24 protein-coding genes are annotated in these 25,697 nt (G+C 37.4%); 11 read left to right on the forward strand and 13 right to left on the reverse strand.

The annotated features are described in order from the left end of the window. Positions 1–194 precede the first annotated feature (194 nt). Genes WAE64_RS09005 through WAE64_RS09015 form a run of 3 tightly spaced genes read left to right on the forward strand, consistent with a single transcriptional unit; the run spans position 195 to position 3,323 of the window. A complete protein-coding gene (locus WAE64_RS09005; protein WP_340236025.1) occupies positions 195–824 on the forward strand; it encodes an ABC transporter ATP-binding protein in 630 nt (209 codons plus the stop codon). Further along, positions 821–1,921 carry a hypothetical protein gene (locus tag WAE64_RS09010; protein WP_340236026.1) on the forward strand — a complete coding sequence of 367 codons (1,101 nt, stop codon included), beginning with the start codon at positions 821–823 and terminating at the stop codon, positions 1,919–1,921. The genes WAE64_RS09005 and WAE64_RS09010 overlap by 4 nt, the downstream gene beginning before the upstream one ends. Before the next feature lie 4 nt (positions 1,922–1,925). Continuing rightward, on the forward strand, positions 1,926–3,323 hold the full coding sequence (locus WAE64_RS09015) for a TlpA family protein disulfide reductase (RefSeq protein ID WP_340236027.1): 1,398 nt from the start codon (positions 1,926–1,928) through the stop codon (positions 3,321–3,323). A gap of 4 nt (positions 3,324–3,327) precedes the next feature. On the opposite strand, the gene WAE64_RS09020 is transcribed toward WAE64_RS09015, so the two are convergent. Continuing rightward, positions 3,328–4,077, reverse strand: a complete 750-nt coding sequence (locus WAE64_RS09020) for a LytR/AlgR family response regulator transcription factor (protein WP_340236028.1) — start codon at positions 4,075–4,077, stop codon at positions 3,328–3,330. A gap of 1 nt (position 4,078) precedes the next feature. Next, entirely contained in the window at positions 4,079–5,107 is a 1,029-nt protein-coding gene (locus tag WAE64_RS09025; protein WP_340236029.1) for a sensor histidine kinase, read from the reverse strand. Between the two features lie 240 nt (positions 5,108–5,347). Between WAE64_RS09025 and WAE64_RS09030 the strand changes: the two genes are divergently transcribed. The 4 genes from WAE64_RS09030 to WAE64_RS09045 all read left to right on the forward strand — a co-directional run bounded on the left by WAE64_RS09030 (position 5,348) and on the right by WAE64_RS09045 (position 9,486). Beyond that, a complete protein-coding gene (locus WAE64_RS09030; RefSeq protein ID WP_340236030.1) occupies positions 5,348–6,448 on the forward strand; it encodes a hypothetical protein in 1,101 nt (366 codons plus the stop codon). Between the two features lie 254 nt (positions 6,449–6,702). Then, a complete protein-coding gene (locus WAE64_RS09035) occupies positions 6,703–7,587 on the forward strand; it encodes a YicC/YloC family endoribonuclease (RefSeq protein WP_340236031.1) in 885 nt (294 codons plus the stop codon). 100 nt (positions 7,588–7,687) lie between these two features. Continuing rightward, the gene (gene eno / locus WAE64_RS09040; RefSeq protein WP_340236032.1) at positions 7,688–8,965 is read left to right on the forward strand and encodes a phosphopyruvate hydratase; all 1,278 of its coding nucleotides are present in this window, start codon (positions 7,688–7,690) and stop codon (positions 8,963–8,965) included. A 191-nt stretch (positions 8,966–9,156) separates the two neighbouring features. After that, on the forward strand, positions 9,157–9,486 hold the full coding sequence (locus WAE64_RS09045) for an FtsB family cell division protein (RefSeq protein WP_340236033.1): 330 nt from the start codon (positions 9,157–9,159) through the stop codon (positions 9,484–9,486). A 42-nt stretch (positions 9,487–9,528) separates the two neighbouring features. Here WAE64_RS09045 and WAE64_RS09050 read toward each other — a convergent pair whose 3' ends face one another. The 5 genes from WAE64_RS09050 to WAE64_RS09070 all read right to left on the reverse strand — a co-directional run bounded on the left by WAE64_RS09050 (position 9,529) and on the right by WAE64_RS09070 (position 13,301). Then, a complete protein-coding gene (locus tag WAE64_RS09050) occupies positions 9,529–10,632 on the reverse strand; it encodes an Mrp/NBP35 family ATP-binding protein (RefSeq protein ID WP_340236034.1) in 1,104 nt (367 codons plus the stop codon). 63 nt (positions 10,633–10,695) lie between these two features. Further along, a complete protein-coding gene (locus WAE64_RS09055) occupies positions 10,696–11,430 on the reverse strand; it encodes a YqjF family protein (protein WP_340236035.1) in 735 nt (244 codons plus the stop codon). A 128-nt stretch (positions 11,431–11,558) separates the two neighbouring features. Next, a complete protein-coding gene (locus WAE64_RS09060) occupies positions 11,559–12,077 on the reverse strand; it encodes a cupin domain-containing protein (RefSeq protein ID WP_340236036.1) in 519 nt (172 codons plus the stop codon). 43 nt (positions 12,078–12,120) lie between these two features. Next, positions 12,121–12,858, reverse strand: coding sequence for a 3-keto-disaccharide hydrolase (locus WAE64_RS09065; protein ID WP_340236037.1), 738 nt, complete (start codon positions 12,856–12,858; stop codon positions 12,121–12,123). Between the two features lie 53 nt (positions 12,859–12,911). Next, positions 12,912–13,301: a VOC family protein gene (locus WAE64_RS09070; protein ID WP_340236038.1), complete on the reverse strand. Its 390-nt coding sequence runs from the start codon at positions 13,299–13,301 to the stop codon at positions 12,912–12,914. Between the two features lie 927 nt (positions 13,302–14,228). Between WAE64_RS09070 and WAE64_RS09075 the strand changes: the two genes are divergently transcribed. The 3 genes from WAE64_RS09075 to WAE64_RS09085 all read left to right on the forward strand — a co-directional run bounded on the left by WAE64_RS09075 (position 14,229) and on the right by WAE64_RS09085 (position 17,673). Beyond that, positions 14,229–16,610: an esterase/lipase family protein gene (locus WAE64_RS09075; protein ID WP_340236039.1), complete on the forward strand. Its 2,382-nt coding sequence runs from the start codon at positions 14,229–14,231 to the stop codon at positions 16,608–16,610. Positions 16,611–16,822: 212 nt separating this feature from the next. After that, entirely contained in the window at positions 16,823–17,254 is a 432-nt protein-coding gene (locus WAE64_RS09080) for a MarR family winged helix-turn-helix transcriptional regulator (protein WP_340236040.1), read from the forward strand. Then, positions 17,251–17,673: an organic hydroperoxide resistance protein gene (locus WAE64_RS09085; RefSeq protein WP_340236041.1), complete on the forward strand. Its 423-nt coding sequence runs from the start codon at positions 17,251–17,253 to the stop codon at positions 17,671–17,673. Before WAE64_RS09080 ends, WAE64_RS09085 begins: the two co-directional genes overlap by 4 nt. A gap of 339 nt (positions 17,674–18,012) precedes the next feature. On the opposite strand, the gene WAE64_RS09090 is transcribed toward WAE64_RS09085, so the two are convergent. The 3 genes from WAE64_RS09090 to WAE64_RS09100 form a co-directional block, all read right to left on the reverse strand. Beyond that, complete coding sequence (locus tag WAE64_RS09090) at positions 18,013–18,768, reverse strand: LytR/AlgR family response regulator transcription factor (protein WP_340236042.1); 756 nt, start codon at positions 18,766–18,768, stop codon at positions 18,013–18,015. Next, positions 18,768–19,874, reverse strand: a complete 1,107-nt coding sequence (locus WAE64_RS09095) for a sensor histidine kinase (RefSeq protein WP_340236043.1) — start codon at positions 19,872–19,874, stop codon at positions 18,768–18,770. The genes WAE64_RS09090 and WAE64_RS09095 overlap by 1 nt, the downstream gene beginning before the upstream one ends. Positions 19,875–20,199: 325 nt before the next feature. Further along, positions 20,200–21,276 carry an NADH:flavin oxidoreductase/NADH oxidase gene (locus WAE64_RS09100; RefSeq protein WP_340236044.1) on the reverse strand — a complete coding sequence of 359 codons (1,077 nt, stop codon included), beginning with the start codon at positions 21,274–21,276 and terminating at the stop codon, positions 20,200–20,202. Positions 21,277–21,446: 170 nt separating this feature from the next. Here WAE64_RS09100 and WAE64_RS09105 point away from each other — a divergent pair, with 170 nt between their 5' ends. Further along, entirely contained in the window at positions 21,447–22,085 is a 639-nt protein-coding gene (locus WAE64_RS09105; RefSeq protein WP_340236045.1) for a phosphatase PAP2 family protein, read from the forward strand. Positions 22,086–22,142: 57 nt separating this feature from the next. Here the strand turns inward: WAE64_RS09105 and WAE64_RS09110 are convergent, their stop codons facing one another. The 3 genes from WAE64_RS09110 to WAE64_RS09120 all read right to left on the reverse strand — a co-directional run bounded on the left by WAE64_RS09110 (position 22,143) and on the right by WAE64_RS09120 (position 25,595). Then, positions 22,143–22,790, reverse strand: a complete 648-nt coding sequence (locus WAE64_RS09110) for an NAD(P)-dependent oxidoreductase (protein WP_340236046.1) — start codon at positions 22,788–22,790, stop codon at positions 22,143–22,145. Positions 22,791–22,839: 49 nt separating this feature from the next. Further along, entirely contained in the window at positions 22,840–24,222 is a 1,383-nt protein-coding gene (locus tag WAE64_RS09115) for an MFS transporter (protein WP_340236047.1), read from the reverse strand. A gap of 200 nt (positions 24,223–24,422) precedes the next feature. Continuing rightward, positions 24,423–25,595 (reverse strand): sialidase family protein, encoded by a 1,173-nt coding sequence (locus WAE64_RS09120; RefSeq protein ID WP_340236048.1) that lies wholly within the window; start codon positions 25,593–25,595, stop codon positions 24,423–24,425. Positions 25,596–25,697: the final 102 nt, after the last annotated feature.

The raw sequence follows: 25,697 nt of genomic DNA on the forward strand, positions 1-25,697 counted from the left end.
TATCAAAAAAGTAGACTAATTTTTACGACCGAATTTTGTTTGGATTGAAATCATGAAACTGTAGCTATGAATAGTGCAAAAAGCCAAAAAACGGCTAAAAAAGGCTTTTTTAGTTCCTCTGAGTAAATAAATATTTTATCAGGGATAATTCATAAAAATTTGTTTCCTTCGCATAAAATTATGCGCTCAAAACAATGCTTACAATCAAGAATTTTCTGAAAAGCTATAATAATCATAAGATTTTAGAGGTCGAAAACCTGCAAATACCAGAGGGTATCCATTGGTTTAAGGGTGTGAATGGCTCAGGGAAGTCGACACTTTTCAGGTCTATTGCCGGAATACTACCCTATAAAGGCGAAATCGTATTTAATAATCTGGATTGCCGGAAAGATATAGTAGCGTATAGGCTACAGGTAAACCTGAGTGAGGCCGAACCGCTGTATCCTGATTATCTGAGTGCTTATGACCTGCTGATGTTTGTAGCAGAAGCCAAACAAGCTACAGAGCAACAGTTGTTTGAATTAGCCGAAAACCTGGGTGCAAACAAATACTGGAAATCGCCCATTGGGACTTATTCAAGTGGCATGCAGAAGAAAATATCCTTGCTTTCGGCATTTTTGGGTAGTCCTAAGCTTATTATGCTTGATGAGCCTCTGATAACCATAGATGACCGTAGTGTAGAAATAGTATATGAATTGGTAAAAGATTATTACGAAAACCGAGGCGTAAGCTTTCTATTGTCTTCACATCAGGACTTCCGTTTCGAGCGCTTACCTATCAAAAATATGTATCTGGTACAAAACCAAGCCGTTTCACAGCAATGAGAAGCTTATTCAGGATTTTTAACCTAACTATTGTTAAAGAGTATTATCGCCAGAATGCCGTTTTCATATTTGCTGTAATGATGTTTGCCTTTGGTTTTCTACGAGCTAACGAACACATTACGCTTATTAAGCATGCCCTAAAACTACCCTCGGTACTTTTTGTAGTTTTTGCTGTATGGGTATTGCACGGCCTAAAAGTTGTGTTATTTACACTGCGCTTGCTCGAGTCAAAGCAAAATGAGTTTTTGTATCATGCTCGTTTGTTTTCACCAGTTAAACGATTTGCTGTGTTTTGTCTTGTACAATTAAGCCTTATTCAGCTTACGTTTTTGTACTCAATCGCCATGATAAAATTCGGGATTGATGGGAAACAATGGGCTGAGGTAGGGTATATTGTAGTTTGTAACATTATATTAATAGTAGGAGGGGCCTTGGTTTATGAGTTCAGAATACAAAGACCAAATGCCGAGCAAGTGCGTAGCAAACCAATGCAACAATTCTTTGCACGTTTCCGTACGCCTGCCTATCTGTTTTTTGTGAGGTATCTGTTTGCCAAACAACCTGTTTTATTGCTGCTTACCAAATTATTCGGGTGCCTGGTGCTGATGGGTGTTTGTAGCCTGTATCCAACAGACGATTATGACGAGCGTCTGCTTTCTCTGGGTGGGCTCTTTGTAGCGGCGGGCCATACGGTGTTTTGTCAGCAATACTTTGTTTTCGAAAACCGATTTTTACTGATTGCCAAAAACCTCCCATTGAGCCATGCGTATCGCCTGCTGAATTATGGTTTGGCTTACTTTTTACTGCTGATACCCGAAGTAATAGTATTAGCCAGAAATCTACCTGCCGAGGTTAGTTATGTATTTATGGTAGCGCTACTGCTATTTATTTTATCAATGATATTTCTAAATCATCATGTGCAATACATTAATAATATATCATACGATGCGTTTATGCAGCGATTGTTTTTTACAGGAATCCTTTTCTTGTTATTGATAATGTTTAAGATTCCCGTAATTTTGATGGCTCTTATCAATTTTTCAATTGCTGTATTCGTTTTTAGAAAGCATTATTTTTTGTCCGAATTCAACCAATAGTTTTATGATTCGTCTTATTACCTTATTATTTTTTATTACTACTGCCGCTTTTGCACAAGGTTCGTTCAGAATATCGGGTGAAGTGCAGAACCCTACTCAAAGAAGAGCTATATTGATACTTCACCGAGACTGGGTTGGTAATGAAGAAGAATACGAATTAACTCTCAACAACGATAACCGATTTAGTTTTATAACTACAATTAAAGACCCTGCCTACATAGATTTTTATTATAGCGACCAGAGTTTCCATTTCTGGATTGTAGAGCCTAAAGATGAGATTACAATTAAATTTGACCCCGCCAAATTCTGGAAAACTTTACAGATAAATGGGCAGGGTTCAGAAAAGGGTCAATATTATACCGAACATCAGCAGAAATTTGAAATAGCCAACGACTGGGAACTACAAGTTGAAAAATGGCGAAAATTGCCTTTAAAAAAGTATTTTGAAAAGCTTGATGAAGAGCAAAACAAGCAGCTTGATTTTCTGGAAAATTACCAAAACTTATCTCAGACTTTTAAAGATATTCGTAAAGCTGATATTATAGGTGCTATTCAGAATTACAAAGTTGAGGCACTATCGGGCTCTAAGTATGCGTCATGGCCGCAGGATAGCATAAGAAATAGCCTGAAACTGGAAGACGTGCCGGTAGCCGCACAAGGAGCTTCGTTAGAGTATGGTAACGCTTATATTAGCCTTGTAGATTTACTGATTGCCAAAGAAGCTACCCGCAAGAAAAAAGAACTGACCGAGGTAGAGGAGTATAATTTTATTAAATCGCTTTATACTAAAAAGCAAATCTCACACGAATTGGCCGAACGAATGTTGGGTGTTAAATTACAGAACGCCATTGAAACCAATGGCGCAAATGCAAAGATTCTGACACCCGCTTATGATTATCTGGCTTTTGTACAGAATAAAGCCTATAAAAACCATATCAATAACCTGATTGCTTTGCAAAGAACATTGGCTAAAGGCTCGCCTGCCAAAGACTTCTCACTGAAAGATAGCGACGGAAAAGAGGTTTCGCTAAAAGACTTTAAGGGTAAAGTAGTGTATCTTAATTTCTGGGCAAGTTGGTGTGGGCCGTGTATCTACGACATGAAGTTTGCCGAGAAAATAAAAGACCATTTCAAAAACAAAGATGTGGTGTTCTTACAGATTTCTACTGATAATGAAGCCGACTGGCTAGAGGCAGTAAAAGCGAATGATTTGAAAGGGATCAATCTTCGTACTGAAGATAATAGCCAGGTGGTAAAAAACTATGCGGTTTCGGGTATGCCTTCTTATTTTCTGATTGATAAAAGCGGCAATTTTGCGGTATCAAAAGTAATTGACCCAAGCGATGAAGACGGCAAAACCCTGATACAACAAATAGAAGAAGTATTGGGCAGAAACGAGTAAGTATTTACTGATTGCCTATCAGGCGTATAAAATCTTTGTAATAACTATCGCCAATGGGGATGGTAGAGCGGCCGATAGAAATACGTTGGCGCTCAATTGAATTGATTTTGTCTAAGGATACAATGTAAGATTTATGAACTCTTACAAATCGGGTGGAAGGCAACAGTTCTTCCATCTTTTTCATGGTCTGTAGGCTAAGAATTCGTTCCTCGCTTGTGTAAATCGAAACATAATCTTTTAGCCCTTCAATATAAAGAATAGAAGATAAGCTGAGCTTGATGATTTTATATTCGGTTTTTACGAAGATAAAATCTAGTTGTTGCTCGGCAACTACGGGCTTGGTTTCAACAGGTTTAGGGATTTCAATAACAGGGTTATTAATAATAGGCTCTGTTTGAAACCTGCTGCTTGCTTTTTGCACAGCTTTTAGAAATCTTTCGAACGAAATGGGCTTTAATAAATAATCAATCACGTCTAATTCGTATCCTTCCATCGCATATTCTGAATAAGCGGTTGTCAGAATAGCTTTGCATTTGCCGTTTACTACCCTTAAAAACTGTATGCCTGTAAGGCTAGGCATTTGAATATCGACAAAAACTAAGTCTATCTTGCCTTGTTGTATCAGGCTTAGTGCTTCGAGCGCATCGGTACAAGTGCCAACTAAAGTTAAAGACGAGAGTTGGTTTATATATTTTGACAGAATATCTAATGCCAAGGGCTCATCGTCTACTGCCAGGCAACGTATTTTCTCCATATTATAATATCAGATTTAGTTCAGTTGAATAGCTACCTGCGTCATTCTTGATTTCGAGATTATAGTTTCCGGAATAAATTAGATTCAATCTTTTTTTGATGTTTTCAAGACCCACGCCCCCAAATCTATCTTTGTTCTGATTAATTATTTGATTCTGCACCGTAAAGCTCAGATTATTCTGATTAAGCAATAATTTAATCGAAAGTGGGTAGCTGGCATCTTGCACACTGCCATGTTTAAAGGCATTTTCTACAAACGGAATCAGCATTAAAGGTGCAATCTGTTGCGAAGATACACCACCAATAACTTCAAAATCAATAAAAGTTTGTCCCGAATAGCGTAATTTCTGTAATTCAATAAAATTGTTCAGATAAGTTAGTTCGGTATGCAGGCTTACTTTATCCTGATTTGACTCATACAACATATAGCGCATCAGTTCAGACAGTTTCATGACTGCCTCTGGGGTTTTGGACGACTGATTTAGGGCAAGTGAATAAATATTATTGAGGGTATTGAACAAAAAGTGCGGATTAAGTTGATTTTTTAAGAACGCATTTTCAGCATTAAGTTTTTCGGTTAGCAGGGCTGTTTTTTCTTTTTCGTTCATAAAAAAATCTTCAATCATTTTCAGAAATCCTGCATTAAACGCAAAAGTGATAACATTATAAATATTGTCGGTGATATAATAAGGAAGCCTTCGGGACTCGTCGGAATAATTATGTGACCCAAAAATATGTAGGAATATTACTTCTTCGAGCAAATAACGGAACGAAATATAAATGGCACAAACCACAACGAAACCCAAAGCTAGTTTCAGGTATTGCTTGGTAGAAAAGTAGCGGTTAAGAATATAAAGATTTAAATAGGTAATAAATATAGTAAAAAACAACGTAGACCAGAAAAACTGGCTTTGGTATCTATCCCAATTGAATTCATAATTTCTGTCGCCTATCAGATTTAGCAAATCGACTTTGAAATAAAGAAACAGCCAGAAAATGATATGAAACAGGGTACGATGATATTTACTCATGATTACACGTATTAAAATTGTGGCCGAATGTACGTTATCTGGCAAACATCTCAAACTTATACCGACAAACGCCTTTAAAAGACCGTCGTACGGTTTATAGAATCGACGAATTCTTTAAAACTGACTAATCGAGCCATTATTGGGTTGGACGGTGAAAAAAGCCTCTGCGACGATTATACACCCTGCATTATGTTTGTCGATTCTACTTTTGAGCATCATAATCAAAACCAATCGTATTATATGAAAAAGCTATTTTTTATTCTGTTCATTAATTTATCAGGGCTACCACTTTTTGCCCAGACACCTACACAAGATTTAGAAGTATTGATGATTGGGGCATCGCATCAATACGACCCTAAGACCAAGCAAGATTTAAGCGGTATCCATACCAAAATAAGAGCGTTTAAGCCGGATGCGTTTTTTGGAGAATGGTTATCGGCGGAAGATGAAAAAGCTATTAAAACTTATTGGAACAAAGAAAATGTATTAAAGCGTATTGAACGCTTGAAGCAAAAGAACAACATTACTGAAAAAGACTTGCCTGCCACAGTAGCACGCCATGAAAAAGTTTTAGATAAAAAACCTGAGGATATGAAAAACCGGATTGATTTGGCTGTGGCATATTACCTAAGCCATGATGCGGGCAATGGGTATTTTCAGATGTGGAATGTAGCTAAGCATTTGCAGAAAACTCCTGGCGATACAAGCGTGTTTAATTATGCCCGTAAGAAATTCTTTACAGCGGCTGTTGATTCTTTACAGAAGGCTATCACTCCTTATATTGATGATGAATATGATTATATTGCACACCCGATGATGGTAGAATTTGGCATGAAAAAGATTTATCCGATGGATTCGCAACGTTGGGACAATGAGTGGAGCGATGCCTGGAGCAAAGCAGATTCGGTATTTTGGACTAATGTAAACCGATTGAAAAAAGATTCATTATCAGCAGAAGGAAAAAAAGCCCGTGAGATTGGGTTAATTGTTAAAAACAGAATGGGTTATTTACTTGAGGATGCGACAAAGACTTATGGCGAAAATCACCAAACTGAGGCGTTAAATGGCCCTGAGGGCTCTGAATGGCTTTTCAGAATCAATTTTTACTCAGACGAATACCGTGAACTTTCTGTTTTTCCGGCTGATTTATATGGCTGGATGTTACATTGGTGGTGGCACAGAAATAACGATATGTGCAACAATACGATTGAACGTGCAAAAGCCAATAGACTGAAAAAAGTAGTAATTGTTGTAGGCGCAAATCATGCCGCTATTATGAGTAAACAGTTCAGAGAAAAAGGTGTAAAAGTGATAAATATTTTAGATGCACCTCTTAAATAATGACGAATATTATTAGGTAGAAATCATCATTAAAATATAAAACAGAAGGCAAATCTAATATTCGGGTTTGTCTTTTGTTGTTTAGAAACTATAATTATTATTAAGATATTTTCTGAAAAAGGTCTCGGTAGGGTGTATCTTCAAAGTAAATACGCAATACTTAAGCATTTTTATAAGAATTTTAATTTTAAACCATAAAATACTGCCTTTTTTTAGCGTTCTTTGTAGCAATATATAGATGTAAAACTTTTTGTATGCTACACTCAATGACTGGTTTTGGCTCGGCAACTATCGAGAACGCCAAAATCTCTGTAACTGTCGAAATAAAATCGCTCAACTCAAAATTTTTTGATATTTACTGCCGTATCCCGAGAGGTTATTCAGAACGTGAGGTTGAAATAAGAAATATACTTACCCAAGAGCTAGAAAGGGGTAAAGTTGAATTTAGTATGACTATCACCCCAAGAGACGAATCTGCGGCATCAACCGCTGTTAACCGAGCTTTGGTGAAAGCATATTTTAAAGATTTAAAAGAAACTTCTCTTGAGTTGGGTTTCGAACCAAGCCCAACCGAATTGCTACGCATGGCAACCATGATGCCAAATGCTTTTAATACTGATAATTTAAGCGAAGCCGATGCAGAGGAAGAATGGGGACTTATTAAAAATGCTGTAACATTGGCTATCGCAAAATGTAAGGAATTCCGTTTGCAAGAGGGTAAAAATACTGAAACAAAATTCAGAGAGTATATCGAAAGTATTGAAGGTTTATTAGCTCAGGTAGAAGAACAAGCCCCTAAACGTATTCCGATTGTGCGTGAGCGTATAGAGAAAGCAGTGTCAGAATGGGTTCAAAACGAAAACTTTGACCAGAACCGATTTGAACAGGAATTGATTTACTATGTAGAGAAATTTGATATTTCGGAAGAGAAAGTGCGTTTAAAAAATCACTTAGAGTATTTTATCAAAGAACTTAAGACTGCTTCTAATGGTAAACGCTTAAACTTTATTGCGCAAGAGATAGGCAGAGAAGTAAATACTATTGGTTCGAAAGCCAATGATTCTATTATACAAAGGCTTGTTGTACAGATGAAAGACGAACTTGAAAAGATAAAAGAGCAAACAATGAATATTGTTTAAAAATATCTGTATTTTTGTGCCAAATTATTAAGAAAAACCTTGGTTTTTTATAGATTTTCTATTTTTTATTAAAATAACTCTAAATTTTTATTTTTGAATTATGAGCCAAATTGTTAGAGTACACGCCAGACAAATACTTGATTCAAGAGGAAACCCTACTGTTGAGGTAGATATCCTGACTGATAATGGTTATTTGGGTCGTGCCGCTGTTCCTTCTGGTGCCTCTACAGGTATACATGAAGCAGTTGAATTAAGAGATGATGATCCTAAAACTTATGTAGGTAAAGGTGTATTAAAAGCCGTTGCCAACGTAAATAACACGATAGCTCCAGAAATTTTAGGTGCAAATGTTTTTGAGCAAGGCTTGATTGACAAAATCATGATTGAGCTTGATGGTTCGCCAAACAAAGGTAACTTAGGAGCCAACGCTATTCTTGGTGTTTCGTTAGCAGTAGCTAAAGCAGCTGCTTTTGAAGCTGGTTTATCGTTGTTCCGTTACTTAGGTGGTGTAAACGCAAACACATTACCTGTGCCGATGATGAACATCCTTAACGGAGGTTCGCATGCTGATAACTCTATCGATTTCCAGGAGTTTATGGTTATGCCAGCTAAAGCAGATTCATTCTCGCAAGCGCTTCAAATGGGTACTGAGATTTTCCATAACTTGAAAAAAGTATTGAAATCTAAAGGATACTCAACGAACGTAGGTGACGAAGGTGGTTTTGCTCCGAACATCAAATCGAACGAAGAGGCTATCGAAATCGTATTGCAATCAATCGAAAAAGCTGGTTTCAAACCGGGTGAAGACGTATTTATTGCTATGGATGCCGCTGCTTCAGAGTTCTACAATGCTGAAACCGGACTTTATACTTTCAAAAAATCTGATGGCAAACAATTGAATTCAAACGAAATGGCTGCTTACTGGGCAAGTTGGGTAGAGAAATATCCGATTATTTCGATTGAAGATGGTATGGCTGAAGATGATTGGGCTGGTTGGGCTGAGCAAACTAAATTGATTGGTAGCAAATGCCAATTAGTAGGCGATGACCTTTTTGTAACAAACGTAAATCGTTTACAAGAAGGTATCGATAAAGGTATTGCAAATGCTATTCTGGTAAAAGTAAACCAAATTGGTTCGTTAACGGAAACCATCAATGCGGTTAACCTGGCTCACAGAAACAAATATAAGAGTATTATGTCGCACCGTTCGGGCGAAACAGAAGACTCTACAATTGCTGACCTAGCAGTTGCATTGAACACAGGCCAAATCAAAACTGGTTCGGCTTCACGTTCAGACCGTATGGCTAAATACAACCAATTGCTTCGTATAGAAGAAGAATTAGGTGAGTTAGCTTACTTCCCAGGTTTGAAATTCTAATACCTGATATATTGCAGCAAAAAGCACCAGACAATAAAAATTGTTTTGGTGCTTTTTGTTTTTCTGCTTTGAATTTATACTTTTGAGATAAAGAAACTGTTATAGTTTCTGAACCGTGCTTTAAATTATTCCTAATTAAAATCTTTGGAGATCCTTAATGTTTATTCAAAGATTCCAAGCTTTATAAGTCTATGAAAATTCAAGTTCCTGCTTTTCTGCACAAGTACCATTTTTATGTGCTCACCGCTTTTGGTTTATTAGTCTGGATAAGCTTCTTCGATGGTAGTAATCTTATTTCCCAGTTTCGTCTATGGCAAAAATACCGTGAGCTTGAAGACGAAAAAGAGTATTATGTAGAAGCCTTGAAAAAGGTAAAACACGAAGAAAAAGAAGTAATGGGTAATACTGATGCAATGGAAAAATTTGCCCGTGAGAAGTACCTGATGAAAAAGACTGGTGAAACCGTTTTTGTGATAGTTGATGAGAATAATCAATCTATTGAAAAAGAAGAGGAAGAGTAAAAAATAAAGCCTTCAAGTGTTAGCTTGAAGGCTTTATTTTTTTTATCGAACTTCAACTCGTACTGTTTTTTGCCCGGAAGCGTTTCTGATAGCTACTTGCTGAGCCAATGCCTCTGCAGTTGCTTTAAAGGCTTCGCTTGTAATAGGCTCGTCTTCCATCATTATCGGGCGACCTTCGTCTCCACCTTCTCTGATGCTCTGCACTATTGGAATCTGGCCTAATAAAGGTACATTATATTTTTCGGCAATATTTTTACCACCATCTTTACCAAACAAATAGTATTTATTGTCGGGCAGCTCGGCAGGGGTAAAATAAGCCATGTTTTCTACTATTCCGAGAATCGGTACATTGATTTGCTGCTGGCGGAACATCGAAATCCCTTTGTTCACATCGGCCAACGCTACTTTCTGTGGCGTAGTAACAACAACAGCCCCGGTTAGCGGAACGGTCTGAACGAGGGTTAAGTGTATATCGCCTGTTCCGGGAGGTAAATCAATTAGAATATAGTCTAATTCGCCCCAGTCAACATCACCAAAAAACTGACGTAAAGCCTGGCTGGCCATTGGTCCGCGCCATACAACGGCGCTATCTGGTGGTGTCAGAAAACCAATTGAAATCATTTTTATGCCATACTGCATAATTGGCGAAATCATATTTTTGCCATTTTTCTGCGTAATCAGAGGTTGCAGGGTTTCGGCACCAAACATTAAAGGAATAGAAGGGCCCGAAATGTCGGCATCAATAATACCTACTCTTGCACCAGATTTTTTTAACGCCATAGCCAAATTAACAGTAACTGTCGATTTACCTACGCCACCTTTACCTGACGAAATAGCAATTACGTTTTTTACGCCATCTAGCAAAGGTGCATTATTTCTGATGGAGGTTACATCGGCAGTCAGATTAACAGTTACCTGTACATCTTTACTCAGATGATTATGAATAGCGTCTACACAGTTTTTACGGATAAGTTCTTTTAACGGACAGGCAGGTGTGGTAAGCACCACAGTAAACGAAACCTGATTGACGCCGACAACTACGTCGCGAATCATATTAAGCGTAACTAAGTCCTTTTTTAAATCTGGTTCTTCAACCGTGCTTAATGCCTGTAATACTTTTTCTTTGGTGATAGTGAGTTCTCCCATGCAATGGTAATTAATTCGTAAATACTTTGTCGTACTTCTAGAAACAACAAGGATTATTTATTTTTAGTTTATTGTTTTGCCTTTTAAAACTGATATTTCAGAGCCTTCAGCCAGTAAGACAGAAGTAGGGGTGGTATCTTTTAAAAAAGCAAAATCATGCCCATAAAGTTCACCGAAATTACATTGAATATCATAGTTGTTGACCGGATATACCTGCCAACGCGGGTGTGTTACTTCATATTCATTGGTTTTCGTGTCTGAATACCTCGCATATCCCCAGTAATGCTCAGTAATAAATTCCTCTTCGCTATCGGGGAGAATCGCACAAGGTTTATTGTCCGCATTGGCTTGCAGGTGATGCCAGCCACTTTTAGATTTCCAAGAATACTTTACAAACAATTGCGAATCGGTTTCTGTAATTTTGTGTTTGCAGGCGTGCGTAGCATAGTTTTCGTTATAAACAGTGTTAGCCACCAGGGTAATCATGGCCTTGGGTACAATCTCTTTGATAAAAACTACTCCTCGTTTCCAAAGTCCATTATCATTGTACCGAACATAAAACCTAAGATTAACCTCTTCAAAATTGGTATGAAATGGAAATTTGATGCCAAGCACTTTTGTATCTACAAACATAAATCCTATAAGGCTTGCATAGCAGCGATTATTCCAGAAATCTAACTCTGTTTTATAGGGTAGATACTTTTTAAGGATTTCGGGCGAAACCTCATAATTGGCCATCAGAAGTTTGCGCCATTGTGCCTCAAGAAAGGTGCTTTTTCGGAGACGGGCTTCTTGCATACTGAATTTCAGACTAATATTGATAATAAAACTGGCATAAGCGCCTACAAAGGTAAGCAGGCTTATGCCAGTTTGAATAAAATAATAATAATAAAATGCTGAAAATGAATTTCAGAATTAAGGATTAGCTATTTTAAAGCTTTTACCCATATCCACCATTTTAACAACTCACCTTCCTGATTAAAAATAGGGTCGGTATTTGGTATAGGTAATTGTGCTATGCGGGGTAAAGCTTTTTTTCGCTCTTCAGCGCTGCCCTTTAATAAATCCCAATCACGGCCGTCGGGGTAGCCACCAACTATTTCGTAATTTTTGTGGCGAGAAACTGCCCTGTGTCCCACACCTGCCGGTATTATTAGCACATCACCTGCCGAAACTTCTATTTTTATGCCATTTTTGCCCCCAATTTGTAGTGTCACACTTCCTTTGCCTACACCTAGCACTTCGTGTGTGGTACTATGAAAATGGTGATAAGGTAAAACTATATCACGCCAATTGTTTGTCCAGCCATTGGCTTTAAAACGTTCTTCCAGCCATGCTGATTTATCCTCAACATCAGTTACCTGATGATAAACAATAAGGGGTAAATGGCTATTGGGAGTGGTGCCGTCGTCGTCGAAGTAATATTTTTCAAACTTATACTGCATAGCTAAAAATAAATAAGTTGCGTATCAATGTGCTGTGTTAAAATTATAGAGTTTTGATTTTGATGTTGCGGAACATTATACCTTTCGACCACTCCTGCAAGGCTATATGGCCTTTGGTATATTTACCAAACTCAGGGAAAGTTTTAAAACCACTTTTGGCAACCGAATCTTTCCATGCCTGAGAGGTGAAATCTTGTTCAGCTGTCAGTTTATCGTTCAGATAAAACTCTATTTTGCCATTCTGTTGTTTGATACGTGACTGGTTCCATTGGTCAACTGGCTTAATAGGTGCATCAGTTTTTTGCTCTGTAAAGTTATATAGCGAACCCGCCCATTTTTTAGAAGTTACGGCGTAGTCGTGGTGTGTTTTTTCCAATAACTGATATTCAGGCCCCGATGCCCATGCAGTTGGGTTTTCTTCTTTTTCCTGCACATTTATAAATACCCCACTATTGCCGGCTTCGGCTATTTTCCATTCAAATGATAAATCAAAATTCTCAAATTCATTGTCTGATACAAGGTCTCCGTGTGCAACGCCAAACGTATCGGCCTTACAATAAAGGGCACTATCTTGCACAATCCATGACGATGGCACTTTGCCTTGGTTGTACAAATGCCAACCATCGGTAGTTTTACCATCAAATAATAGTGTCCATCCTTCTTTTTTTTCTTCTTCGGTTAGTTGATTTAGTTTTACTTCTTCTTTTTTTTCTGTACAAGCCATTAGCATAAGCGCTGCAAAACTTACTGTTGCTAACGATTGGGTGAATGTTTTTTTCATAGAATTCAATAGATATTGGGTTTTGTTTTGAGAAAATTTTATTGAAGAGCAATTTACTCTGTTATTTCGATAATATTGTCTTCCGGATCTAAAATTACGCTTTCGTAATAGCCATCGCCCGTAGTGCGAGGTTGACCAACTATTCTGATGCCATCAGCTCTAAGTTGGTTTGTGAGTTTATCGACATTCTCTTTACTGCCCACCGAAAGCGCAAAATGGATAATGCCCATCTTCTGGGCATCATAGCTTTTGTTTTCTTCTAAAATTCCGGGTTTCTGCATTAGTTCCAGACGGCAACCATTATCAAAAGTTAGAAAATACGATTCAAAGTTTTTGTTAGGGTTATGATATTTTGCGTTGGCGGTAGCTTCAAAATATTTCTCATAGAAATTTCTTGTAGCTTCAAGGTCTTTTACCCAAATGGCGATATGGTCTATTTTCATGCCTGATTATTCTTTAGATTTTTTAGATTAATTCAGTTATTCTAAACTTTAGTATAGAAATAGAATTTTAATGTCTGCAATATTATGCAATTTTGCTAAAAATTGCAATATTTGTTTTTGTATTAATACAAAGAAAGCTCCTGATAATATTAAAAGTTTGCTGTATAAAGTATTTTTAAATATCGACTAGATTATAGGCCAAAGAATTAGGTTTTAGAAATAGCCTATTAGCAAATAATCCTAACCAAGGCATCTGTTTTGAATAGCTTGAATTGTTTGATTTGTGTGAACGGTACTATTACGCAGAAATATTGAGATTCTAAAGCCAAGCTTAACTTTTGGTGAGCTATGGCTTATCATTTTTGTAATAGCGAACTGAATTATATCTGACCAGATTAAGAAACTGTTTGAGTTAAGTTTTAATATAAAACCTTGATGGACATAATATAAAATCGCAGAATATCGCATTATAAAATGCTAGTTTATAAGTTCAAAAAATGAAAATTGTGTCTTGTGAGAAAGACTATATTATAAACTTAGTCGGAATTAGTTTTTCGCCTGTTACTTTAATTATAGGCTTTGGTAGATGAGCAACTGAAAGGTAACTTAATCACAAGTAGAGGTTTGTGTATTTACAACATTATAAAAAGCATCTTAATCTTACTCCGATTCATCTAATGTTGCAGAAGTAAATTCATAAAAAATGCCTTAAAATAAAAATAGCTTGATTTTATTGTAAGGTAGTGGGGTTCGATATTTATTTGTAGCAAATATCTAAAGAAATAGCTAAAATGTAAAAACTACTTTATCACTTACACAATAATTGCTACTACTATAGATATGTAGATGTAGGTATTCTTTTATGCCTGAATCAAGGTCTGATAAAGTTATTTTCTGTTTATAAAGTATTTAAAACATTTTAAGCCAATGAAGAAAATTGTTTTGCTTCTGTTAATACCCTTTTGTGTTTTTGCCCAGAAGGATAGCCTTAAATTGAAAAGTATGCTTCCTGAAGCTGTTGCTGCAGCTTGTCCCCAAACTGTACTGGGGTGTAACTTTAATAATTGGCCTAATCCGCTAAAAGGGTCAACTATTACATATCCGGCTCCAGTAAATGGCAACTGCTACGATGGCAATGCTTCAACCAGTTGGAATTGTATAACAACTCGCGCAAACCAAACCTGGTTCTATGTTAAAATTCTGACGAGTGGTAATATAAGGTTTGTTTTTAATAATTCCAGTAATGTAGATGTTGATGGTGTACTTTGGGGACCTATTCCGAATGGAGACTTAAGTCAGGCATGTAGTATTTCCCAAACAACACCATTATTATGCGACTATAACGCTAGCCCTACTGTTGAATTACCTTGTACCTCTCATAGTTCATTATGTGGGGGTACAAATTCAGGGTCATTAGCAGTACAGGCTGGACAAGTTTACTTGATGTGCATCTTGAATTATGCTAATCGACCTACAAATATTACTTTGGTACAGCCAATAGGTGGAAGCGTATATTACTCTCAGGAGTCTCAACAGGTAGAAATTGAACACTTTGCAGTTAATAATGGTGATTTATCTGATAGAAAAAGTCTCAAAAATGCTGGTATAGAAGATAGCGGTGTTTTTAAAGTATGTGCTGATGGAGCAGTTTCTTCTTTATTTAAAATAAAAACTAGTGTTCAGAATTTAAAAGCACGTATTACTCAAGATCCGAATAGTAGTAATACAATGCTCTATGGTAGTTTTTCTAATGTAAGTAATATAAATGGGGTTTATGAAATTTCGTATCGTCATCCAGATTATTTAAATAATATTTACAGCTACTCTCAATATAGTATGGAGCTTTATTCGCAAGATAACCCTTCTGTTCTTATAGCTTCTTATCCAATAAGAATTCATCCGGCACCTTTTTTGATGGTTCATGGGCTATGGTCAAATGGAACACCTTTAAGAGGCTCCTGTTTTGAAACACTAGAATCAGAGCTTAATAATACTAGCTCTTATAAAATCAATACAAACGTAACTGAAACCAAATTGTTTATACAGGCTAACTATAGAAACTCTAATGATGCTACGTTTATTAGTAATAGTTGGGTTGTACCTGATTATCTAAACAGGTTAAGAGGCTATCTTCTTACAGAAGGATACGCAGTCTCAAAATTCGATGTTTTAGGCCATAGTATGGGCGGAATACTGGCGCGGCAGTATTTGCAAAGTGTTAATTATCGTAACAATATTCATAAACTAATTACGCTAAATACACCCCATTCAGGGTCTCAGATGGCAAATTTTTTATCTAATCCTGTGAATACTGGAGACGCCCTTTGCCAGTTTATAAGAGACATAATGACTGATAACGAGACATTAAGTGCTTGCCAGAGTAGTGCTATTAATGATTTGAAAGTGAATAGCGCAGCAATAAGCACACTTAATAATGGTACAGGATTAATCAAAGTTGTTCCTTCTCATGCAATTGCAACCACTTTCCCGTTAAGTGCTATCGCCAATGGCTTATCCAGAGTTCCGAAGGTAGGATTAATGGCTTCTTTAATCAATGTATTAATGTCGACGATTTTTAATAATGAATCCAACGACCTGGTAGTTGCTTTGAGTAGCCAGCAAGGTGGATTACCATCTAATGCGAGGTCTTATCCTAGTAGTTTTACTCCGCATAGTTCTCAAAGTAATTATTATGTGAAAGAGCAGATTTTCTTTTTGCTCGGCGAGCAGTCTTCAAGCAGTTCGTTTACCCTAGCAGGTTTTAATCCTCCAAGACTTGATTTCTTCGCTCCTAATGTTGTAACACCCAATGCATCAGCAGATCAAATAAATGCTTCAATTAATATTGTGCAGCCTGCAAATAATGCAAAAGTTAATGTTGCCAACTATATGAATTTTTCAATAAGTGGTTCAAATATTACGGAAATAAATGTAGCAATTGATTATGATGATGATGAGGCCATGTCTTATAAGGCAACAGGTAGTACTGCAAACTTTTCAATTTATATAGATGAAGGATTTACAATAGGTAAACACAATGTTTTAGCAATTGGAAAATTGTCGGATGGTAGCACAGTAACACAAAAGATATCATTTGAGGTGGTGAACTGTGTGACGCAATATAACCCATTAAATGGTAACTTAACTGAATCATATTATCAGGCAAAAAATGTTATTATTACTACCGGACAGGTTCCTTTTGGGCAGAATATTAATATGAGCGCCGGGAAATCAATAACCATAAATCCAGGATTTATGACAGACCCTTACGCCATATTTACAGCTAAAATAGAAAATTGCGGCAATTGAGAGTTTTATTTAGTAAAATTGTTTATGCTCTGAAATAAGCAACATACTGCCTATTTCAGAGCATAATTTTTGTATGTAATCAATTGCAATGGTTTAATACGATTATTTAGTCATTCAAATTATATATGTTATAAATAAATATAAATTTTTTAAAATTATATTGTACACAATATAATTTTGTATTACATTTGTGCCATGATAATTTTAAGTAGATGACAGACACGTTAAAATTAAAGAATCAGGTATGTTTTCCGGTTTATGCTTTGGCTCGGGAAATAATGAATCATTATAGACCAATACTTGATGAGATAGACCTTACTTATCCGCAGTATCTGGCCATGATGGTGTTGTGGGAAGAAGAAACACAAACAGTGAATCAATTAGGCGAAAAATTGCTGCTTGATAGTGGTACGCTTACACCTTTGCTGAAACGGCTCGAGCAAAAAGGCTTTGTTAGCAGAACCAGAAGCACGTCAGACGAACGAGTGGTACTTGTAACACTCACCGAGAAGGGTAGGGGATTGTATACGAAGGCATCGTGTGTGCCTGAGCAATTTGTAGCATCACTCAATATTTCGATGGAAGAGATAATTCAATTAAAAACAATAACAGATAAAATTTTAAATCAGCAAATCAAAAAATGAAAGCATTATATACAGCAAGCGCTACGGCGACCGGAGGGAGAAACGGCCACGTAAAATCAGATAATGGTATTTTAGACCTACAAGTAAGAATGCCAAAGGCTTTGGGCGGTGCTACCGACGACTATACTAATCCGGAGCAGTTGTTTGCAGCAGGTTATTCGGCGTGTTTTGATAGTGCCCTGAATCGTGTAATTAAAACATTGAAAGTAGAAACAGGAGAAACTACTGTAAATGCCAAAGTGAGTATCGGTCAATTAGAGAACGGAGGTTTTGGTCTTGCTGTTGAACTAGCAGTAAACGTACCGGGTGTAAGCCAGGAACAAGCGCAGAAATTGGTAGAAGAAGCACACAAAATTTGTCCGTACTCAAATGCTACCAGAGGTAATATTGACGTGCAATTAACGGTGAGCAATAATTAATCGTCAGATTTTATTCGTAAATCTCTAATACTAGTATTGGAAAAATAGTCAACGGTATTGTCGGATAATACCCCCACAAAAAAAGCTATCAGGTTTGATAGCTTTTTTACTTGTACACGTATGAAAAAAAACTGCCAATGATAGGCAGTTTTTTCTTGCTAAAACAAAACTATTGAAACAATAGCGACCTTAATAAACTTTACGGCTTAGGCTGTGCATACACCGTATGATTCTGCTATGAAACATTCAAAGCTAATACCTCTCTAAAAAAATGAAAAAACGATTCTGCCGGATGGTAGATTCAATGTGATGAATGTATTATATCGGCCGATGAATTGACTATCGACCAAGCCAGTTTTTGAAATCTGGCACTTTGTGCACGCTCACAAAAATATCTTTGCGAGGCACTGGAGCTAAATCTAGCTTAATTTTGGTAGACGAATATATCTGAATAGATTTAAGGGCCTTGCGGGCAACAAGGTATTGCCTGTTTATTCGGAAGAAATTTGCAGGATTTAGTTGACTTTCAAGCCCATCGAGGCTGAATTCTAATGGTAATAACTGGCCGGCTTTTGTTAGAAGGAAAGTGGCTTTTTCTTCCGAATAAAAGTAGGCAATGTCTTCCACCTCAATGCTATATATTTTGGTGCCAACAGTTACCATAAACCTGTCTTTATAGCTAGATTCTTTAGGTTTTTGTACCAGTTGTAGTAAAGTATTTATATCGAAACTCGTATTTGCTTTCAGAGATTTGAATTTTTCTAAGGCAGCCACCAGTTCATCATAATCAATAGGTTTTAGTAGATAGTCAACACTATTTACCTTAAATGCTTTGAGCATGTATTCATCAAAGGCAGTAGTGAAAATTATCGGTATAGTCAGGCTTACCTGTTCAAAAATACTGAAAGCCTGGCCATCTTCCAGATGTATATCCATAAAAGCAATATCGGGCATGCTGTTCTGCTGAAACCAGGCAACTGCCTCCTTAACTGAGGGTAAAAGTGCTAGTATCTGTATGGTAGGGTCGTAATTTAAAAGCATCCTGACCAACTGTCTGGCAGTTCTTTCTTCATCTTCAACTATAATTACGTTCATCAGAGTAGGGGAATCTTTACGATATAAGAATTATTAACAATTTCGTGGCTTACTTTTAATTCAGTAAGCAATGCGTATCGATTGGCAATATTGCTAAGGCCTACGCCTGTCGAAACATCGGGTTGATCTCTTAATTGTAATGGATTTTCAATTATCAGAAATGGTTCTTCGTAATGAATGTCCACTTTAAGAGGCTCGGCTATCGACATTCGATTGTGTTTTACGGCATTTTCAACCAACAATTGCAAAGCTAATGGTGCTATCTGATAGCGGTTTTTTATTTCGTTCGGTACGTTTATATTTACCTCAAATTTGTTTTCGAAGCGTATTTTGAGCAAAAATGTATATGATTCAATAAAATCAAGCTCCGTTTTAAGCAAAATAAGGTCTTGGTCACGCTGTTCTAAAATATAGCGGTATGCCTTAGATAATTGCTGTACAAATTTGGCCGAAAGATTAACGTCTTCATAGATGAGCGAGTTAAGAATACTCAAGCTGTTAAACAAAAAATGTGGATTTACCTGATTTTTTAATGCAGCAAATTGTGCCATTACAGCTTCCTTTTCGAGTTGTTCTGACTTTAGTTGCACATCTTTCAATTGCTGGTAAGCCCTGAAATTGAGGGTTAGGTAAAAAGCCGAAAACATAATAACTACCGAAAAGCCTTGATTGAATCGGGTTATATAATTCCACATATCGGGTGAGATTTCTTGTGGTTTGTTTTTAGGAATCCACTTGGGCCAGATTGAAAAAACAATTTCCAAAATTGATTTTATAACATACCTTAACGTAAATGTATAAGCAATAGATAAACCCAGAGCAATAATTATAGAAACCAATAGCGCAGCTATACTGAATTTCATCAAAAAATCTTTGCCCCACAAAACACCTATTTTATACTGAATCCAGTCTGTAAAAGTAATCCAGATAAAATACATCAGTATTGTAAGGAAACCGAATGCCGTTAGGATGTAAAAAAAAACCGGAGAGAAAATATTTTCTTTTTCGGTATTGGGCATGTTTACGTATAACAAAATAGGAGAGTAAAATATAAACAGGCGAAACGCCAGTTGCCATTTTTGTTTAGAGCTAAGTAAATTTGCCATAGACACAAGTTAAAGAAACTCAAAGGTAGGTGAGGGGCATTGCTGAATCAAAAGAAATAAGAAGAGCAGACAATTCAAAGCCCTGAATGTAGTTTTTGAGAGATGAGTGAATCTAAAATAGTGCCTACGCTTAAAAAAACGCCACCAATGAAGTGGTATATTTTAGCCTTGAGGTTAGAAATAATACAGAAGCTTTAGAGTTATTTATTGTAACAACATGAAAAACTATTTAAGCAAAAATTATGAAAAGGAAGTACTTTATTTAAAACTTATTACCATAGACAGAAGAAATTCTACTGTCTATGGCTTTAGAAAGAATATATCTTTATTTTTTCACCCTCTTAGCTCTTACGTATTGCATAGGCCATTCGGTTTCGTAGCCTAGTTCGCTTGCGGCTCTCAGTGGGAAATAAGGATCACGGAGTAATTCTCTGGCTAAAAATACTAAATCTGCTTTGCCTGAGGTAATCACTTCATCGGCTTGCTGAGATGATACAATCAAGCCGACTGCTCCGGTTTTGATGCCTGTTTGTGCTTTTATGCTTTCGGCAAATGGTATCTGGTAACCAAGACCTACCGGAATGTTAGTCGGTGATGTTAAACCACCTGTCGAGCAGTCTATAACATCAACGCCTTTGTTTTTAAGAATGGCTGCAAGCTGAACAGATTCCTCGGGTGTCCAGCCATTTACTTCCCAATCAGTAGCAGAAATTCGAACAAATAATGGATAACCTTCGGGTAATATAGGTCTTACTTCATCAACCAGTTGTACTAATAGTCTGATACGGTTTTCGAAGCTACCACCATATTCATCAGTTCGTTTATTGATTAAGGGGGACAAAAACTCATGAATCAGATAGCCATGAGCAGCATGCAGTTCAATAACTTTAAAGCCTGCTTCCAATGCTCTATGTATAGCTGCTTTGAAATCATCAATTACCTGTTGTATGCCAGCAAAGGTAAGGGCTTTCGCTTTGCTTTTGTTATCGCCCATTAATACTTCGCTCGATGAAAAATTCTGCCAGCCACCTTCCTCGATAGGGATAAACTTACCGCCTTCCCAAGGGCGTTGCGTGCTTGCTTTGTGGCCTGCATGTGCTAGTTGAACTCCGGCTATGGCGCCATGCTGGTGAATAAAATCGGTTATTTTGCGTAAGAAAGGAACGTGTTCATCTTTCCAGATTCCTAAGTCGCCTGGTGAAATACGTCCTTCTGGCGATACTGCCGTTGCTTCTGTAATCACTAAGCCAGCGCCACCCACAGCCCTACTGCCCAGGTGCACAAGGTGCCAATCGTCGGCAAAGCCATCGGTACTTGAATACTGGCACATGGGCGAAACCACAATACGGTTTCTGAGGGTAATCTCACGGATTTGTAAAGGAGAAAAAAGATTTGGATTCATATAGCGGCTATTAATTTATGTTATGAAAAATCTAACATCTGAGGTATGTTTTATGTTCCAATAAACAGGCGAATATGGTCTTGCCGATAATTTTACCTTATAAATTCATATTTTCTACAAAATTAATATAGTAATTTGTTGCAGTATAACACCAAGAAATTAGCACACACGTGAAGATAGATAAGTATATTTTAAGCAGGATAATTATCCCACCACTTTTATTTATTGTTTCCATAGGCATATTCAGCATTATAGCTCATGAGATAGTTTACGAACAAGAAGATTGGTTCGATACTGAGACTTTTTCATTTCTAAAAGCCTATTCTACTGATTCGGTCATCAGATTTTTTAATTTTCTTACCTTTTTTGGCTCGGGCAATTTTTTGTTTCCTGCCTATATATTATTGGTATTATTACTAATTTATATGCGCCGCAGAGCCGATGCTATTCATGTAAGCATCTTGGCTGTTACAAGTACTTTTATAATCTATTCGTCGAAGCTGTTTTTTGCTCGCCCTCGTCCTGATTTGCCGTTATTTGATAAGCTGGATACTTTTAGTTTTCCGAGCGGGCACTCGATGGGTTCGTTTGTTTTTGTTTGCATACTCATTCGTGAACTATGGGATACTGAACTTCGAGGTATCTGGAAATGGACTTTTAGCGTATTGTTGCTCATTATTACGCTTGCTATTGGGTTGAGCCGAATTGTGCTGCGTTACCATTATGCCAGCGACGTAGTAGGGGGCTTTTGCCTTGGGCTGGCCTATGTTTTGTTTTATTTCAGAATAGAAAAAATGCTTAAAAAATAATAAGGGTTCAAAATTTTGAACCCCTGCAAAATCTACCCAAAGGGTTGCTGATTTGTTTTAATAGGCAGCCGTAAATCTTTCTTTGTGATGTTTAGCGTTTTCTACTTCATCGGCAATTACTACGGCAAGGTCTTCTACTGACAGTTGACTTCTATGTGCGTCGTTAAAAACCGGATTGTCTTTCCCTAATCTGTACTTGCCTGTTCTACCTATTTTAATGCCCGGATGCATTTCGATGGCTGGGCTAAAAAATACCCAGTCGAGGGCTGTTTCTTCTTTTAGAACATTCAAAAAATCTCTGGCTGCTGATGCTTCGGGTACAAAGTCTTTAGGGAAATCTGGCGTATCAACAAGCTGAACATCATCTGCCACATACAAACTCCCCGCTCCACCGATAGTAATGAATCGCCTAACACCTGATTGCTTTACTGCTTCAAGAACAGCTTTTGCACCAGTCAGGTAATCGTGATAAGCATTTGGATTGGGTCTGCCAGGATTAAAGGCACTTATTACAGCATCGCAACCTTTCAATGTTTCGGCAAGTGCATTCGTATTTAAAATATCCTGAGCGGCGTAAGTAAGATTGGGGTTATCTGAAACAATATTTTTTCTGGAAATACCCAACACTTCATGACCTCTGCTCAGGAGCTCATCTAATATTTTGGGACCTACAAATCCGGTGGCGCCTATAACTGCTATTTTCATTTTATTGTTTTGTTAAAATATCTTGTAAATGAATTTATGGAAAAGAATTCTACTGCAAGTTAGAGCCATCAGAGCTATGTAAACGCCTGAACACAAAGCTCGATAAAATGCTGATTACGCCTATTAATATAAATGTATAACGGAATGCATTGTGCGTGTTATTATCAATGAGGGCGGTATTATACTCAAAATATTTGAATATCAACAGGCCGCTAGAAATACCAAAACCAATAGCCAGTTGCTGATTAACTGCCAACAAGGAATTACCGCTACTGGTGTGGTACTTGCGTAGGTCGGCAATAGCTATGCTATTCATTGACGTAAACTGGATAGAGTTGAAAAAGCCAATGGTTACGATAATAGGCACAAACCAATAAATAGAGGTGTGAATACCCGGAATTGCCAAGGTACATATAAGCAACCCGATTATGATTGTATTTACCACCAGTGTATTGCGATAACCAAATCGGTTAAGAATTTTAATGACCCGTGATTTTGCAAAAATTGCCATTAGAGCCATAGGAGCAATCATCCAGCCTGATACAATGGCTGATTGACCGTAGGCAGTTTGAATCATGAGTGGCAATAATAAAGGCACTGAGCTAATACCCAACCTTGTGGCAAAATTCCCCAGAATACCTACCCTAAAAGTACGCACCATGAAGAGATTCGTCGGAAAAATAGGGTTCTGCGATTTACGGGCGTAGATAAAATAAGCAAGTAGCAGAGAAACGCCAATCACAAAAATTGTAAGAACCAATGTGAGGTTTTCAACGTCGCCCAAAAGTTCTATTGATAAAGATAATAGCAAGGAGGCAAGCGAGAAGTAAAGAAATCCACGGATATCAAACTTAGGTGCTTCTGACCGGTAATTGGGCATATAATTATAGGCCAACACAATACCAAGCACACCAATAGGGATATTGATGAGGAATATCCAATGCCATGAAAGATAAACCGACATATAACCACCTACCAGCGGACCCATAACAGGACCAATAAGTGCAGGTACTATGGCAAAATTCATGGCTTTGAGAAGTTCTTTGCTATCGAAGGTTTTTATGATAGCCAGTTTGCCAACGGGTGTCATCAGGCTGCCGCCTGCGCCTTGAATAATGCGAGCAATGATAAGATGCGTAAGTGTTTGAGAAAGTGCACAAAGCAAAGAGCCTATGCTGAAAATAACCAAAGCCATGATAAATATGCGTTTTGTGCCAAATTTATCGGCCAGAAAACCACTTACAGGCATCAATACAGCCAGGGTGAGTACATAGGCTACTATGGCATAATGCATATTAAGCGCCGACTGGTTGAGGTCTTTGGCAATGGCAGGCAATGCTGTATTCAGAATCGTTGAATCCAGCATCTGCATAAAGATTGCTATAGCAAGCGTAATGGGTAATCGTTGTTTGACTAAATTACTATCGCTCATTGTATGTGTTGGATGGATATATCAAATGTAGGCGTATTTACGCTTTCAGACAAGCGAATTTTGTCTGAACTTTTATTAAGCTGATTGATATGATTTCACTGAAATGAACGAATATATTAATATCAGGTATAGTCATTTGTTTTTATTAGTAGGTAAATGTCATCCTTTCCTAATCAAATCAATCAGATTAATCAGTTTAATCAAAGTTCAGACAAATCTACAAGCGTAAAAACAATTTGCTTGTAATGGTCTCTCTCATATAAAACACCTATAGTTTTTTCGCCGAGTTTTACTATATCTGAATAAGCTGTATAATCTTTTGCATTTTGGCCTGGGTTTTTGTCGATTACCTTATTGACAGTCCAGCTTTTGCCTTCATCGAAGCTAATCCTGAGCGTCAGGTTATCACGTTTTGTAAGATGTGCTGCATTAGAAAAAGCCAGCACTTGTTTACCATCTTTTAAACCCAGCGATAAAATGCTGCCTTCATTTACCGGGTCAGGCAGGTTTTCATCAAAATAAACCTTGTCCCAGGTTTCGCCACCATCTTTGCTTATACCTATAATACGAGCTCTTTTGTCTCCTTTCTGGTTACGGGCATTTAGTATGAGGCTATTGTCTGATAATTCGGCGGCAGTAGCTTCATTACTACCCAGAATATTTAAGGTTTGACTTAATTTGAAAGTCTTGCCGTGGTCATCGCTATAATAAGCATGAGAGGCGTAATCTTCCCAGCTTTTCTGCAAATCTCCCTGTGAATGGTTGGCTGCTACATAAATCCGACCTTTGTATTTGCCGTTTTGTATCTGTAAAGCATGGCCGGGTGTGTTGGCATAAGAGCGCCAGTCTTCCACAAAATTGTAAGCAGGATTAGTATTAGGTTGTTTAGGTTTGTGTACCTGTGTAGTAATGTTTACTGCATCGCTCCAGGTTTTGCCACCATCGCCAGAGGTTTTATACCATACTTCACGCAGACCTTTGCCTTTACGTACTTCATTTTCATGATTATTACCTGTGTTATAAAATAGAAAGACCCGCCCGTCAGGATATGCAGGGTCAGTAAGGTCAACGACTGGTGCAGGATTGCCCGCTTGTAGTTTATTGTAATCAACGATGGTTGATATTTCGCTCCAGGTTTTACCATTGTCTGTACTGCGTTTCATTACTATATTAATATCGCCAAAATCCCCACCACCGCTCACACGTCCTTCGGCAAAAGCCAGCAAATCGCCATTCGGAAGTTGGATAATAGCCGGAATGCGAAAGGTATTGTGTCCTTCTGTACCTGAGACAAATACAGGAATGCTTGTTTGCTGGGCTTGAACTTGATTGAATATTAGATTGATGATTAGAAATAGCAGTGTTTTTTTCATGTGGTTGAGGTGTTAAAGTTGAGTATGTTGCCAGACGGTTTCATTCAGTAGAAATAGGGTTTAAATTAAATAGAATAAATTTACTTCTTATAGTTATGAAAG

It is taken from the genome of Emticicia soli, from assembly GCF_037860775.1.
GTDB lineage: Bacteria > Bacteroidota > Bacteroidia > Cytophagales > Spirosomataceae > Emticicia > Emticicia soli.